Source organism: Streptomyces sp. NPDC025638 (assembly GCF_055558775.1).
In genome coordinates this window covers 518,301-533,440 of record NZ_JBVHLX010000004.1, presented here as the reverse complement: position 1 = coordinate 533,440, position 15,140 = coordinate 518,301, and the positions used below count along the sequence as shown (strand labels likewise).

At 73.6% G+C, this 15,140-nt stretch carries 10 protein-coding genes and 1 pseudogene; 2 read left to right on the top strand and 9 right to left on the bottom strand.

Annotation, left to right across the window (positions count from 1 at the left end):
• Window positions 1–44 precede the first annotated feature (44 nt).
• Window positions 45–1,736: a DUF885 domain-containing protein gene (locus tag ACZ4EG_RS13445; protein WP_467790732.1), complete on the bottom strand. Its 1,692-nt coding sequence runs from the start codon at window positions 1,734–1,736 to the stop codon at window positions 45–47.
• Window positions 1,737–1,769: 33 nt separating this feature from the next.
• A complete protein-coding gene (locus ACZ4EG_RS13440) occupies window positions 1,770–2,273 on the bottom strand; it encodes an Lrp/AsnC family transcriptional regulator (RefSeq protein WP_467790731.1) in 504 nt (167 codons plus the stop codon).
• A 59-nt stretch (window positions 2,274–2,332) separates the two neighbouring features.
• Between ACZ4EG_RS13440 and ACZ4EG_RS13435 the strand changes: the two genes are divergently transcribed.
• Window positions 2,333–3,538, top strand: coding sequence for a trans-sulfuration enzyme family protein (locus ACZ4EG_RS13435; protein WP_467790730.1), 1,206 nt, complete (start codon window positions 2,333–2,335; stop codon window positions 3,536–3,538).
• A gap of 94 nt (window positions 3,539–3,632) precedes the next feature.
• Here ACZ4EG_RS13435 and ACZ4EG_RS13430 read toward each other — a convergent pair whose 3' ends face one another.
• The 5 genes from ACZ4EG_RS13430 to pdxR form a co-directional block, all read right to left on the bottom strand.
• Window positions 3,633–5,060, bottom strand: a complete 1,428-nt coding sequence (locus ACZ4EG_RS13430) for a GNAT family N-acetyltransferase (RefSeq protein ID WP_467790729.1) — start codon at window positions 5,058–5,060, stop codon at window positions 3,633–3,635.
• 122 nt (window positions 5,061–5,182) lie between these two features.
• Window positions 5,183–7,825, bottom strand: coding sequence for a DUF7824 domain-containing protein (locus tag ACZ4EG_RS13425; protein ID WP_467790728.1), 2,643 nt, complete (start codon window positions 7,823–7,825; stop codon window positions 5,183–5,185).
• Window positions 7,822–9,234, bottom strand: a complete 1,413-nt coding sequence (locus ACZ4EG_RS13420; protein WP_467790727.1) for an SWIM zinc finger family protein — start codon at window positions 9,232–9,234, stop codon at window positions 7,822–7,824. The genes ACZ4EG_RS13425 and ACZ4EG_RS13420 overlap by 4 nt, the downstream gene beginning before the upstream one ends.
• A 141-nt stretch (window positions 9,235–9,375) precedes the next feature.
• Entirely contained in the window at window positions 9,376–10,962 is a 1,587-nt protein-coding gene (locus ACZ4EG_RS13415) for an alkaline phosphatase D family protein (protein ID WP_467790726.1), read from the bottom strand.
• 168 nt (window positions 10,963–11,130) lie between these two features.
• Window positions 11,131–12,561, bottom strand: a complete 1,431-nt coding sequence (gene pdxR, locus ACZ4EG_RS13410; protein ID WP_467790725.1) for a MocR-like pyridoxine biosynthesis transcription factor PdxR — start codon at window positions 12,559–12,561, stop codon at window positions 11,131–11,133.
• Between pdxR and ACZ4EG_RS13405 the strand changes: the two are divergent.
• A pseudogene (locus tag ACZ4EG_RS13405) lies at window positions 12,489–13,010 on the top strand (EamA family transporter); the annotation flags it as partial. The gene pdxR and the pseudogene ACZ4EG_RS13405 sit on opposite strands and share 73 nt — an antisense overlap.
• A 477-nt stretch (window positions 13,011–13,487) precedes the next feature.
• Here the strand turns inward: ACZ4EG_RS13405 and ACZ4EG_RS13400 are convergent.
• Together ACZ4EG_RS13400 and ACZ4EG_RS13395 are read right to left on the bottom strand one after the other, a co-directional pair.
• The gene (locus tag ACZ4EG_RS13400; protein ID WP_453553867.1) at window positions 13,488–14,318 is read right to left on the bottom strand and encodes an alpha/beta fold hydrolase; all 831 of its coding nucleotides are present in this window, start codon (window positions 14,316–14,318) and stop codon (window positions 13,488–13,490) included.
• A gap of 107 nt (window positions 14,319–14,425) precedes the next feature.
• Complete coding sequence (locus ACZ4EG_RS13395; protein ID WP_467790724.1) at window positions 14,426–15,079, bottom strand: NADPH-dependent F420 reductase; 654 nt, start codon at window positions 15,077–15,079, stop codon at window positions 14,426–14,428.
• Window positions 15,080–15,140 lie beyond the last annotated feature (61 nt).

Below are 15,140 nucleotides of genomic sequence, written 5' to 3'. Positions count from 1 at the left end.
GTGACCGGCGGCGCCCACGCGGGTGCCGCCGGTCACGCGCTCGCTCAGAGCTGGGACAGCTCGTCCACCAGGTCGTCCAGGCCCAGCGAACCCTGGGAGAGGGCCGCCATGTGCCAGGCCTTCAGGTCGAAGGCGTCGCCGTGCCGCTCGCGCGCGTTCTCCCGGCCCAGCAGCCAGGCCCGCTCGCCGAGCTTGTAGCCGATCGCCTGGCCCGGGATGGTCAGATAGCGGGTCAGCTCGCTCTCCACGAAGTCCGCCGGGCGGCTGCTGTGCGCGCCGAAGAACTCCTGGGCGAGCTCCGGCGTCCAGCCCTCACCCGGGTGGAACGGCGAGTCCGCCGGGATCTCCAGCTCCAGGTGCATGCCGATGTCGACGATCACGCGGGCCGCGCGCATCATCTGCGCGTCGAGGTAGCCGAGGCGGTGCTCCGGGTCCGTGAGATAGCCCAGTTCGTCCATCAGACGCTCCGCGTACAGCGCCCAGCCCTCCGCGTTGGCGCTCACCCCGCCGATCGTGGCCTGGTAGCGGGAGAGGTCCTTGGCCACGTGCGCCCACTGCGCCAGCTGGAGGTGATGACCGGGCACGCCCTCGTGGTACCAGGTCGACACCAGGTCGTACGCCGGGAACCGGGTCTGGCCCATCGTCGGCAGCCAGGTGCGGCCGGGGCGCGAGAAGTCCTCCGAGGGGGCCGTGTAGTACGGGGCCGCCGCGCCGCCGGGCGGTGCAATGCGGGCCTCCACCTTCCGCACCCGCTCGGCGAGTTCGAAGTGCGTGCCGTCCAGGTCGGCGATCGCGCGGTCCATCAGGCCCTGCAGCCACTCACGGACCTCGTCGACTCCCTCGATGTGCGTACCGTGCTCGTCGAGGTGCGCGAGCGCCACCCACGGCGTTTCGGCACCCGGCAGGATCTTCTCGGCCTCCTGCTTCATCTCGCCGAGGATGCGGTGGAACTCCGACCAGCCGTACGCGTACGCCTCGTCCAGGTCCAGGTCCGTGCCGTTGAAGTAACGCGACCAGCGCGCGTACCGCTCGCGGCCCACCGTGTTCGCAGAGCCCTCGATGGCCGGCGCGTAGACGTCCCGCAGCCAGTCGCGCAGCTCCACGACGGCCGCGGTCGCCCCGTGGGCGGCCTCGTCCAGCTCCGCGCGCAGCGCCTGCGGCCCGGCCGAGACGAAGTCCTCGAACCAGCCGCGCCCCTGGCCGTCGGTGTCCGACCACTCCGTGAGCTGGTCGACGTGGGTGGTGGTCGGACGCGGAGCCGCGTACAGCTTCCGCTCCAGACCGAGCGCCAGGGACTCGCGATAGCCGGCCAGCGCGGCCGGGACCGCGCGCAGCCGCTCGGCGATCGCCGACCAGTCCTCGTCCGTCTGCGCCGGCATCACGGTGAACACGTCGCGCACCGCGTGTCCGGGCGTGTGCAGGTTGCCGATCGCGCGCAGGCCCTCCTCGGCCTCGTGCACCGCGAGCTCGGCGGTGAGCCGCTCGCGCAGCAGACGCCCGCAGCGGCGCTCCACGTCACTGTCCGCCCCGGGCTGCCGCTCGGCCTCGTCCAGCTTCGCGAGGGTGGTCCGCGCCAGTTCCGCCAGGGCCTGCTGGCCCGCGGGAGAGAAGTCGGGCAGCCTGCTCGCACTCTCCTTCACGCCGAGGTACGTGCCGGTGATCGGGTCGAGGGCGACGAGCTCGTCGACGTAGGCGTCGGCGACTTCACGGGGCAGCGGGCTCTTGGTCTCAGACATGCCGCCCATCCTCATACGGCGACGATGTCTGCGTCACCCATGTATTCCTGATTCAGCTGTGGGCGTGGCCGGGGGCAGCAGGGGGCCGCACTCCCACTGCTGGAAGATCAACCGGGTCTCCACACGTGCCACTTCGCGGTGGGCCGTGAAGTCGTCGAGGACCAGCCGCTGCAGGTCCGCCATGTCCGCCACCGCCACGTGCACGAGGTAGTCGTCGGGCCCGGTGAGGTGGAACACCGTCCGTGACTCCGGCAGCGCCCGGATCCGCTCCACGAAGGGGCCCACCAGCTCCCGGCGGTGCGGCCGCACCTGCACCGAGAGCAGCGCTTCCAGGCCGCGCCCCAGTTTGGCCGGATCGAGCCGGAGCTGATGCCCGAGGATCACGCCCGAGCGGCGCAGCCGGGCGACCCGGTCCAGACACGTCGACGGCGCCACGCCCACCTGGGTGGCGAGGTCGCGATAGGTGATCCGGGCGTCGTTCTGCAGCAGGCGCAGCAGATGGAGGTCCACCGGATCCAGTACGACAGATTCGGCCATTGGCCGAACGTAGCACGGTGTTCGATTCTTGTGACCCGCTCTGTGTTCACCCTCAGCCCATGGACTCAGCGAGCACGGGTGCCTACGACGCCGTACGCACCGCATCGAGAGCACTGGCCACCGAGGCCGTGCACGCCGGACGCGACGACCTCGCCCGGCAGGGCCTGCACGCCCCGCCCATCGACCTGTCCACCACCTACCCCTCGTACGACAGCCGGGGCGAGGCCGCCCGCATCGACGCCTTTGCCGCCACCGGCGCCGCCCTGGACGGCACGCCGGTGTACGGGCGGCTGGGCAATCCGACCGTGGCCCGCTTCGAGACCGCGCTGGCCCGGCTGGAGGGCACCGAGTCCGCGGTCGCGTTCGCCAGCGGGATGGCGGCGCTGAGCGCGGTCCTCCTCGCCCGCTCCGCGACGGGCCTGCGCCACGTCGTTGCGGTCCGCCCCCTGTACGGCTGCAGCGACCACCTGCTGACCGCCGGACTGCTGGGCACAGAGGTGACCTGGACCGATCCCGCCGGGATCGCGGACGCGCTGCGCCCGGACACCGGCCTCGTCATGGTCGAGACCCCGGCGAATCCGACGCTGGCCGAGGTCGATCTGCGGGCGGTCGCCCACTCCTGCGGCTCCGTGCCGCTGCTCGCCGACAACACCTTCGCCACACCCGTGCTCCAGCGCCCGGCCGAGCAGGGCGCCCGGCTCGTGCTGCACAGCGCCACCAAGTACCTCGGCGGGCACGGCGACGTGCTCGCGGGCGTGGTGGCCTGCGACGAGGAGTTCGCGCGACAGCTGCGGCAGACACGGTTCGCCACGGGCGGCGTGCTGCATCCGCTGGCCGGCTATCTGCTGCTGCGGGGACTGTCCACGCTGCCGGTGCGGGTGCGGGCCGCCTCCGCGAGCGCCGCCGAACTGGCCCGGCGCCTCGCCGCCGACCCGCGTGTCGCGCGCGTCCACTATCCGCGGATCGGCGGCGCGATGATCGCCTTCGAGGTCCAGGGTGACCCGCACGAGGTCATCGCCCGGGTCGGGCTGATCACCCCGGCCGTGAGCCTGGGCAGCGTCGACACCCTCATCCAGCACCCGGCGTCCATCAGCCACCGCATCGTGGACGCGGAGGACCGGCGCGGAGCCGGAGTGAGTGACCGGCTGCTGCGGATGTCCGTGGGACTGGAGGACGTCGAGGATCTGTGGGCGGATCTGGACGCCGCGCTGGGCGAGCACGGCGAGGTGTCGTCGACGGCGGAGCTTCAGGCGGCGGTGAGCTGAGGCCTGGCACGGGGCAGGTCGACGGGTGAACGGCCCGGCGGGGTTCCGCCGGGCCGCTCGCCGTTCGCCGAGCGGACGCTCGGTCCTGTCCCTCTCAGTCCCGGCTGGCCGGCCCGCCGAACTGCCCCTGCCTGCCGTCGTACGACAGCAGCGAGGTGACCGGGGCGGCGTCCAGGCGGGCCGTGATGACCAGCGTGCCCTCCTCGATCTGGTAGTCGAGGGGCAGCCCCAGACCGCGCATGGCGGTGACCATGCCGGTGTTGGACGCCTGCGTCACGGCATACACGCTCGCGCAGCCGGCCTCGACCGCCATCGCCACCAGACGGCCCAGCAGTTCGCCGCCGATGCCGCGCTGCTGCCACTCGTCCTCGACGAGCAGCGCGACCTCCGTCTCGTCGCCGTCCCACAGCAGATGACCGAGGCCGACGATGCGGCCCGACGTCGTCTGCACGGCCAGCGTGCGCCCGAAACGCGGGCTCAGCAGGTGGTTCAGATAGCGGTACGCGTCACCGATCGGCCCGTGGTAACGCATGCCGAGCGTCCGCGCCGAGCACCGCTCGTGCATCGCCTTCGCCGCCTCGACGTCCCGCGTGTCGGCCCGGCGCACGGTGATCGCGTTGCCCTCGGGCAGCGTCAGCACGTCCTGGCTGCGCGGGATGCGCGGGCCGAGCCGGGCGTCCAGCTCCACCAGCGCCCGCGCCCGCGCGAACTCGGTCGGCGTGAACGGCAGATACGGCCGCTCCACGGTGATCACTCCGCCTTCCGGCGCCCGCAACCGCATCACGGTGTCCTCAAGTGCTCCCTCGGCCGGCACCTCCTCCGGTGCCCGGCGGCCGCCGACCGGCGTGGCGGGCAGCGAACGGATGGTGCACCGTCCCAGCAACTGCCGCAGCGCCAGCGGAAGTTCCGCCGCGTCCAGCGCGGTGCGCGCCGCGAGGCCCAGGACCCGGGTCGGCGCGTCCACCAGGTCGTGCGCGTCGGCCCGCTCGATCCAGGTGGTCGTGCCGCCCGCCCGCGAGAGCGCACGGCTGATCTCGGCAGCCGGGAGCTCACCCGGGGCGCGCAGCAGGAACTCGTCCACCGTGCCCTCGGCCAGCGGATGCGTCTGCAGGCTCAGGATGTCGACCCGCAGCCCGGCGAGAGCCGTGCACAGCGCGGCCAGCGAGCCCGGCTCGTCCTTCACCGTCGTCCGCATCCGCCACAGCGTGCTCGGCCCGGCCACCGCCCGGGGCGTCGCCGCGCGCTCGTCGGACGGCCCGGCCTGGGTGATCGGCCGGGCACCGGTATCGCTCGTCGGCGGTGCGTGACCGTGGCGCCGTGACCACCAGATGTGGAACCCCGCCGTCGCGGCCAGCGCCACCGCCGAGATCAGCAGCAGCGCGGGGCCGTCGGGGCCGTGCCCGATCAGGTTCGCCACCACGTCCGCCACCGCGACGGCCGTGAACAGGGCGGCGAGTTCGACGACGTCCCGTCGCCAGTGGTGCACGGGACGCCCGTGCTTCGTCCGTGTCACATCAGACATTCCTCGATTCATGCAGCCACTGTGAAGGAACGGTGTTGCGTGATCACGAACGACTTGTGACCGATGGGTAAAGCATGCTTCTGCCCCTTTTGTTGTTCTTTCTATTACTGGGCGGGAGCGGTCTATTGCCGGGCGGGCGCGGCCAGGGCGTCCTGCAGTCGCCGGGCCTGGGTAACCAGCCGGGACGAACCACGCCGGGCAGCCGTCTCGGCGAGGTGCGGCAGCTCGCCGCGCGCCCCGGACCGCTCGGCGCACTCGGCGGCCACGGCCAGCAGGTCCCCGAGCCCACGGGCCGACGCGGTCTCCAGGTCCGCGAGCAGCACGGGCAGGGTGTGGCGGAGCATCTCCCATATCGTCGCGTTCGCCCCCGTGGCCGCCGCAGTCCGGGCCGACTCGGCGAGTCGGAGCGGCTTCACCGTGCCGTTCTGCACCAGCAGGCCGAGATCCGTCCCCAGCCGCTGTACGTCGAGCTGGCCGCGCGCGGCGAGCACCAGCAGCGCGTCCACCGCGGCGAGCCGGTCCTCCGCCTGCCGGGCGCCCAGTCCGTACGCCACGCACAGGTGCACGCTCTCGCCCGCCTCACCACCGGACTCGGCCAGCAGCGGGAGGACGCCGACGGGGCCCCGGGTGTCGTTCACGGCCGCCCTGGAGAGGTCGTGCACCATCCGTGCCGCCACCAGTTCGCGCTGCTCCGGGAGCGCGGCCAGCCAGTGCTGCCGCAGCTCGTCGTTCCAGTGGGAGCAGTGCCAGTGGGCCCCGTAGGCGGCCAGCGGACGCCCGAGCCGCTGGAATTCCGCGGGGAAGTCCTCCTGCAGTTCCCGCAGTTCGCCGAGCTCGACCACGATCCGCGTCGCCGAGGTCTCCCGGCCGGCCCGGGGCAGGGTGGGGCCCTTTGCGGCCAGCCAACGGGCGAGCCGGTCTCCCTCCGCCGTGCCGAGCGCCGCCGCCCGCTGTGCCGCCGCGGCGGCCGCCGTCCGGTCCGTGCGCCGCACCCGCAGGAGGGCCTGCGCGAAGTCGGCCGCCGAGACGCGGGCGCCCAGGCGCCGGTAGGTGCCGAGGCGGTCCACCAGCTCGTCCGGCTCCAGGAGTCCCGTGCTCCAGGTGGGCGTCGACAGCAGCAACGGCAGCGGGTCGGTGCGGAGCCGGTACGCCACCTCCCGCAGCCGGGCGTCGAACGCCTGGGAGAGGCCACCGTGTACGCAGCCGGCGCCGTTCGAGCCGTTCCGCAGCGCACGGTGGAGCGTGCTGGTCTTCACCCCACCGCGCAGCGTCGCGAGGAGGAGGTCGAGAGCGTCCTGGGCGCTGTGCAGGTCGTTGTGCGGGTTGAAGTACGAGTCCGCATGCCGCCACTGGCCCGGTTCCGCGGTGTGCCAGTGGCGTCGGACGATCACCGGTTCGAGCGCGTCGAGCAGGGCGTCGAGGTTCTGGTGGGCCTGGCGCACCAGGCCGTCCAGGGCCCGCTCGAACGCGGCCACATCACCGCCGGCGGCCAGCAGGGCGCTCACCTCTTCGGCCAGTTCGACCGCCGTCCCGGGTGCCGCCGCGAGGCGCACCGGCTCCGGAGCGGGCGGCAGCACCTCCTCGTACACCGCCGGTGCCGGGTCCACGCCCGTGAGGCCCAGGCCGGCCACCGCGCGGGCGCGCAGGGAGGGCGTCAACTGCTCCACCGCGAGCGCCAGTTCGTCTCGAAGGGCGTCGGAGTCGAGCCTCTTTGCGTGGCGCTCGACCAGTTTGAGCGCCCGCTCCTGCACCTGGGTGTCCTCGTGCCCGAACACCTGGGCCGCGACGGGAAGCAGCTCGGCCGCCACGGACGGATCGCGGGACAGCACCTTGCCGAGCAGCACGAGCTGGGCCCGCACCAGTTTCTTCTCGGCGCGGAACAGCAGCCCTTCGGAGGCCTCGGCCAGCAGCCGCGTGGTCAGCTCGCCGTCCAGCGCGAGGGAGGCCAGGACCGACTGGGCGTGGGAGGCGACGGGGGAGGCGGCGTCGCGGGCCAGGGCGATCCAGTCGGCGGTCCGCTCCCGCTCCTCCTCCCGGGTGAGGTCGAGCAGTTCGAGCAGGGGGAGGAAGACCCGGTGGTCGGTGGGGCCACCGCCGCGCAGGAGGCGGGCGACACAGGCGTCGACCATGGTCGTGCGGTCCAGCGATCCCTTCCGGGTGAGCTCGGCGAGGGCGCTCTGCCAGGAGTTCGGTCCGTCGCCGAACAGCCAGCGGACCTCACTGAGATCCGTGAGGTCGAAGAGGCCGGACACGAGCCGGGCCAGATCCGGCTCCCCGCGCAGCCGGTCGATGATCGAGCCCTGCCCCCAGGAGCTGCCGATGTGCCGGATCCAGCCGACCACATAGGCGTCCGTCACCGGGACGTCGCAGCCCGCCCGGTGCACCAGCCCGGACATCAGCTCGTACGGCACGTCCGCGGACACCGGCCGCTGCGCGAGCCGGTGCGCCACATCGGCCAGCCATGCGCCGTCACGGCCCTCCAGCGCCTGCAGCAGCAGCTTGGGCGACGCCTGCCACCAGCGCATGTCCGCGCCCGACAGCCAGCTCGCGGCGGCCGCCGCGCCCGTGTGGCAGACCGCCCCGGCCGCGTGCAGCGCCGGGTGGGCGTCGCGGGACGCGTTGCCCCAGGGATCGGTCCGCAGCTCCTTGCGGACCGCCTTCAACTCGGGCAGCAGCGCACGCCGTTCGCCGTCCGTCATCCCCTTGAGCAGGCGCAGCGTCTCGGCCGTCCGCCCCGCCCGCACGGCCGTCATCACCGCACTCATCGCGCACCCCCGTCGACTCCCGCGAACTCCTGCCCCACCACGGCACCCCGCCGCACCATCCGCACCGCCAGCGCGTGCTTGCACGGCCCGCGCCCGCCGCGGTACTTCGCCCACCACAGACAGCTGCAGCTGAGCACCCCGGCCTCGTCGCGCACCCGGTGCACATGGCCGTCCTCGGCGGTCACCGTCCCCAGCGGTCCGTCCAGGGCGACCGCGCCCGCGTCCACCAGCGCCCGGGCCGAACGCAGCCGCGGATTGTGGCGCTCGACGCGCCCGGCGTCGTACGGCAGCTCCCGGTGGAAGTAGGCCGCCTCCGCCGTGTCGTAGCCGACGCGTCCGGAGGTGCCGAGCCGGACCAGGGCCGCGCGCACCCGCTCCGGGGTGAGCCCGCAGGAGTCGGCGAGGTCGGCGACGTCGACGCGGGGCTCCCAGGCCAGCAGCACCTCGACCAGTTCCGCGTCCTCGGCGGCCTCATCGGTGGCGAGCGCGTCCAGCACGCCGCCCTCGCCGGAGAACCCGCGCGAGGCGTCGGGCGACAGCGTGAGCGTGAGCCGCATGCCCGGCAGGACCACCTCCCAGGCGGCCGCGGTGGCGCCGGCCCCGGCACCGGCGACCGCCGGGCCGTACACCCGCAGGGCCGTCGCGTGTCGCAGCACCCGCTGGAGCGCGGCCAGCCGCTCGGGGCCGGGCAGGCACACCGCGCCCGGCACCTGCCGGGTGGTCGGCCGCAGCCCGCGGCCCACCGGCACCACCCAGCGCGGACCGCCCGCGGCACGCCCCGATCCGCCCGCCCGGGGCAGCCCGCGCAGGAACCGCACCGCCTCGTCGGCCGGCAGCTCGGCCCGCAGGTCGAACCCGGCCGCGATCACCTGGGCCTCGGCGAATCCGCGCAGCCAGCGGTCCGGGAGCGGCACCTTCTTCTCCACCACCGGCCCGTCCAGCGTGGTGACGGCCAGCTCCTCGGGGCCCACGCGCAGATGGAGCGGGTCGGCCGTGCCGATCCGGGACAGGGCCTCGCGCAGCGGGTTGTTGACGTCGACGTTGGTCGTGCCGTGGCCCACCTCGCCGCCGTCGAGGCCGGGGCCGAGGATGTCCAGGCGCGCGTACACCCCGCCGCAGCCGGAGAAGGACTCGAAGCGCAGCCGGTCGCCGTTGCCGGTCACCACCGGGTCGAGCGAGGCGCGCAGCTGCGGCTGGTAGTAGCGCGCGGCCGCCACGTCAGCGACCGCGAGCAGCCCGGCCGCGGCGACCTGAGGCGTGGTCAGGAAGCCCGCGAAGAAGCGCGGATGGTCCTCGACACCGGTGGGTGTCGCGCCCCGGGAGGTCTCGAGTCCGAGGCGTCGTCCGTCCGCTGCTGATTCCAGCACGGAGGGTTGGCGATAGGCCACGGCCTGTACAGATCGCGTCATGGGAAAAACCGTAGAGGCGACCACTGACAATCGGTCCTGACCTGCGAAAACGCCCCTCCCGGCGATGAGTTGGGAGGGGCGGTGCGGTGCCGCGCGCCGGGGGATGACGCCGGTGCGCGGCACACGGAGAGGGTACGAGAGTTACTGGCCGACCAGGCCCGGATGAAGCGTCTGGGTGAACAGCACGGTGCCGTCCTGCTCGCGCAGCCGCACCGTCAGCTCTCCGCTGTGGCCGTCGATGTCGACCTCGCCGAAGAACTGGTAGCCACCGGCGGGCGAGACGTTCGAGGCGGTCGGCGCCTTCACGAACACCCGCTCCGGACCGAAGGTGTTGTCGAGGGTGTTGGCCGGGAAGGCGCCCGCGTTCAGCGGACCCGAGACGAACTCCCAGAACGGCTCGAAGTCGGTGAAGGCGGCCCGCGACGGCTGGTAGTGCTGGGCCGAGGTGTGGTGCACGTCCGCCGTCAGCCACACCGTGCCCGTGATCCGCCGGTGCTTGATGAACCGCAGGAGCTCGGCGATCTGCAGCTCACGGCCCAGCGGCACGCCGGGGTCGCCCTGGGCCACCGCCTCGATGTTCGGCAGGCCCTCCATGGGGTCGGGCACGACCAGCCCGAGCGGCATGTCGGCCGCGATCACCTTCCACACCGCCCGCGACCGGGACAGCTCCCGCTCGAGCCACTCCAGCTGCTCCCGGCCGAGGATGCCCTGCGGGTCCACGGTCTGGTTGTCGGGGGAGTTGGCGTTGCGGTACGTCCGCATGTCGAGGACGAACACGTCGAGCAGCGGCCCCTGCCGCAGGACGCGGTACACCCGGCCGTCCTTCGCGCCCGGCCGGAGCGTCGAGACGGGGAAGTACTCGCTGAACGCCCGCCGGGCGCGGGCGGCCAGGACGTCGATGCTCTTCTCGGTGTAGCGGGTGTCCGAGGCGGCGATCACCTCGCCCGGGTACCAGTTGTTGCGCACCTCGTGGTCGTCCCACTGGATGATCGAGGGGACCTGCGCGTTGAACCGCCTGAGGTTCTCGTCGAGCAGGTTGTAGCGGAAGTTGCCGCGGTACTCGGCGAGGGTCTCGGCGACCTTGGACTTCTCCTCGGTGGTGATGTTCCGCCAGGCGCTGCCGTCCGGCAGGGCCTGGGTGGCCGAGATCGGCCCGTCGGCGTAGATGTTGTCCCCGCTGCAGATGAAGAAGTCGGGGTCGAGCTTCGCCATCGCGTCGTAGATCCGGTAGCCGCCGAGGTCGGGGTTGATGCCCCAGCCCTGGCCCGCCAGGTCGCCGGACCACAGGAACCGCACGCCGTCGCGCCGGTGTGCGGACACGGTGCGGAAGGTGCCCGGCACCGGCTCGCCGGTGCGCCGCGGGTCGTCCGGGTCGGCGAGCAGCACGCGGTAGTGGATCTGCTCGCCGGACGGGAGGCCGCGCAGCCGCGTGGTGCCGGTGAAGTCGGTGTCCGGGCCCAGCAGCGGACCGTGCCATCTGTGCGGGTTGCGGAACGAGTCGGTGGCCGACGTCTCCACGATCATCCGGGCCGGCCGGTCCGAACGCACCCACACCAGACCGGAGTCGGAGGTCACGTCGCCCGTCTGCACGCCCCAGCCCGCCTTCGGGCGTCCGGACAGGGCGAATGCCGGTGCCGCGCCCAGGGCCGTGGGCAGGGTCAGGGCCGCCGACGCGGCCAGGGAGCCGCGCAGGACGCTGCGGCGGCCGGGGAACGGACGATGTGACATGGAAGGGCCTCCTGAACGGGATCCGGCCGATGTGCACTGTCACAACTACTGGTGCGCCGCAGCGCACACGGAAACCACAAATGAACAACTGACCCCATCGGCAAGGGAACCGGTGTGGGATTCAGAGGGTGCCGGAGGCCCCGGCCGTCACCCCGGTGGCCCCGGCCCTCACCCGGCCAGCGCCTCGGCCATCAGCCGCACGCCCGCCCTGATCCGCGCCGGCGACAGATGCGCGTACCCCAGGACCAGCCGGACACCGGAGGCATCCGTACGCGCGTGTGCGCACGCGCTGAGCGGACGCACCGCGACACCGGCGGCGGCCATCCGCTCCAGGAAGCGCTCCTCGGGCCCGTACCGCCGCGGCAGTTCGGCGATGGCGTGCAGGCCCGCGGCGATCCCCGAGACCCTGGCCTGCGGGAAGTGCTCCTCCAGCGCCGCGACCAGGACGTCGCGCCGCTCGCGGTAGGCGCGCTGACAGCGGCGCAGCTGCCGGTCGTAGTCGCCGTGCTCCAGGAAGCGCGCGAACAGCGCCTGGTCCAGCGAGGGATGCCCGAGATCCATGGTCCGCTTGCGCTCGACCACCTCGTCGGCCAGCCACTCGGGCACGAGCAGCCAGCCCAGCCTCAGGCCCGGGGCGAGGGACTTGCTGACCGACCCCGTGTAGGCGACCCGCTCCGGGTCCAGTCCCTGGAGCGCGCCCACGGGGGCACGGTCGTACCGGAAGTCGCCATCGTAGTCATCCTCCAGGATCAGCCCGTCCCCCGCCCGGGCCCAGTCGAGCAACTCGGTGCGCCGCCGCGCCGAGTACGCGATCCCGGTGGGGAACTGGTGGGCCGGCGTCGTCACCACGGCGCGGACTCCCGAGGCGCGCAGCGGGCCCAGGGCCAGGCCCTCGTCGTCCAGGGGCAGCGGTACGGTGCCCATGCCGGCCGCGGTGTACAGGGCCTCGTGCTGCGGGCTCCCCGGGTCCTCGACGCCGACCGTGCGCATCCCGCGCGCGTGGAGCACGAATCCCAGCAGGGTCGTGGCCTGCGCGACGCCCGAGACGACCACGATCCGCTCCGGGTCGGCGGCCACGCCCCGGCGACGGCCCAGCAGTTCGGCGAGGGCGGTGCGCAGCCGGGGCAGTCCGCGCGGGTCGGGGTAGCCGAGGTCGTGGTGCGGCAGGTCCGCCAGCACCGCCCGCTGCGCCGCGGCCCAGGCGGCGCGCGGGAACAGCGACAGGTCCGGTGTCCCGGGGACGAAGTCGGCGCGCGCGCCGGGGGAGCGTGGCGCCAGGTCACGCGCGCGGGGCGAGGCCGCACGCACACCGCCGCCCACCCACGTCCCCGCTCCCCGGTCGCTGCGCAGATAGCCCTCGGCCGTCAGCTGCTCGTACGTCTCGGTGACAAGCCCGCGCGACACCCCGAGGTCGGCCGCGAGGTCCCGGCTCGACGGCAGCCGGGTGCCCGGCGCGAGCCGCCCCGAGCGGACCGCCTCGCGCAGTGCCGCCTGGAGCGCGCGGCCACGCGCGCGTGCCGGCGTCGATGCGGCCGGGAGCAGCAGTTCCCATGCGGCGGTGCCCGTCAGCCCGCCCGGATTGGTCCCCGATGACGTCATGGAAGTGGACCTTAAACCGGGCCGCCGCGCTCCCTAGCGTCGCCGTCATGAACGCCACCCGTCACGGCGCCCTGCTCGCCGCGTTCGCCTGCGTGCTCGTCGGAGGCTCCTTCACCGCCAACAGCCTGCTCGGCGACTACCCGTACGCGGGCGGCCAGTGCCTGCGCTACGGACTGGCCACTCTGCTGCTCCTCCCGCTCGCCGGCCGCGGGTCGACGCGGCGCCTGCGCGGGCTCACACCCCGCCAATGGGCCCGGCTGGCGCTGCTCGCCGCCGTCGGCATGGTCGGCTTCAACCTGTCCGTCATCGCCGCCGAGCGCACCGCCGAGCCGGCCGTACCGGGCGTCTTCGTGGGCTGCGCTCCCGTGGTGGTGGCGGTCGTCGTCCCGCTCCTCGACGGCCGCCGTCCGCAGCGCGTCGTGCTGTACGGCGCGCTGCTGGTCGCCGTCGGCGCGTTCACCGTGCAGGGGTGGGGCCGTACCGACGCGGCCGGGATCGCCTTCTCCACCTGCGCCCTGGCCGGTGAGGTCGGGTTCGCGGTCCTCGCGGTCCCCGTGCTGCGGCCGCTGGGACCGCGGCTGCTGTCCGCGATTGTGAGTGCCGTCGCCGCCGCCGAGTCGGCCCTCGCCGGCGTCGTCCTCGACGGGGACGGGTGGCTGCGGCGCCCCGACGCCACCGAGGCCGCCGCGCTGCTCTGGCAGGCGGCGGTCGTCACGGTCGTCGGCTTCGTGTGCTGGTACATGGGCATGCAGCGGATGGGCGCGGAGCGCGCCACGCTCTTCTCCGGGCTCATCCCGGTGGCGGCCGCCTGCACCGCGCCCTTCGCCGGAACCGGCTCCTACCATCTCGCCCAGGCCGCGGGCAGCGCCCTGGTGGGCGCCGGAGTCGCCCTGGGTTCGGGGACCTTGACCGGGGTCCGGCGCCGGTCAGTGGCTGCCGTCGAGGATCACGCGGGCGACGAGCGCAGGGTCGTCGTTCATCGGGCAGTGCCCGCAGCCGGGCAGCCGCACCAGCCGGGCCCGGGGGATGACCTGCTTGGCGCGGACGCCCTGGCGGCGCACCAGCAGCCAGTCCCTGGTGCCCCAGCCCACGGTGACCGGGATCCCCGGGAGGTCGTCGGTGAACTGGACGGCGGCGCCGGCCCGCAGCGTCGCGTCGAATCCGGTGGCCTGGGCCAGCGCGAGTGTCTCGGCGACCACGGCCTCGGGTGAACGGCGGGCCGGACGGGCGTAGATGGTGCTCGTCAGGGCCGTCCGGCCGGCCGCCGTGCGGGCCAGCCGCTCGACCAGCGGCACCGGGAGCTGCTGGGAGATCCGCCGCATCGCGATGAGGACGCCAAAGGCGTACAGCCGCTCGGCCTCCGACCAGAACCCGGCCGGGGACAGGGCGGTGACCGACCGTACGAGCTTCTCGCGGCCCAGTTCCAGGGCCAGCAGGCCGCCCAGCGAGTTGCCCGCCACGTGCGGGCGGTCCAGATCCAGTGCCTCGAACAGGGCGGCGAGCACGGAGTTGGTGGTGGGCAGGTCGTAGGCGAGGCCGTCCGGCAGGGCCGGGGACGCGCCGAAGCCGGGCAGATCCACGGCGATCACATCGCGCTCGGTCGCGAGGATGTCCACCACGGGGTCCCAGGCCTGCCGGTGGTGGCCGATGCCGTGCAGCAGGACCAGTGGGTCGCCGTCCCCCACGCGCGCGTAGGAGACGGTCACCGGCCGCTGGCCGTGCGCGGAGGGGACCGTGAAGGAGACGGTCGCGGACATGGGGTGCTCCTCGTCTGGACTGGCCGATGGACGCCGTAGACAGCTTGTCAGCAATTGCTACCGGCGGGTAGCCCCCAGTTGCGGCGTGTCGCGCCGCGGCAGGGGCCTCAACGCGCCGTACGGACCTGCACGTTGAAGTCGGCGTGGCCGAGGCTCTGCATCAGATTCATCCACAGCGGCAGATACATCTCCAGGGAACGCGCCGCCCGGATACCGCCCAGGTCCAGGACCCTTTCGGCCGGCCAGCCGAACTCGCCGAGCAGGGCCGTCACCTGCTCCTTGGCGTCGGCATCCTCCCCGCACAGGAACATCTGGTGCTCACCCGGCACCCGCGCCGGATCCACCATCACCTGGCAGTTGACGGTGTTCAGCGTCTTCACCACGCGCGCGTGCGGGAAGGCCCGCTGGAGCCGTTCGCCCACACTGTCCGACTCGACCGGGTCCAGCCGCAGCTGCCCCTCCTCGAACGCCAGCGGGTTGGAGACGTCGACGACCACCTTGCCGTCGAGATTCGCCGCGCCGGCCGCCTCCAGAGCCATCGGCGCCACCCGGCCGCCCACGGCGTTCACGATCACCTCGGCGGCCGCGGCCGCCTCCGCGAACGTCCCGGCACTCGCCCCGGCGCCCGCCTCCCGCGCCCACTCCAGAGCGGCCGGATTGTCCTTCGTGCGCGAGCCCAGGGTCACCTCGTGCCCCAACCGCACCAGCTTGCCCCCCAGGGTGCGGCCCACCTCGCCCGTGCCCAGCACCGCGTACCGCATCGGCCACCTCCCGTGCCCGGTCCGCCGACCGCCGACGGTCCGCCGATCATTGTGGTCCGGG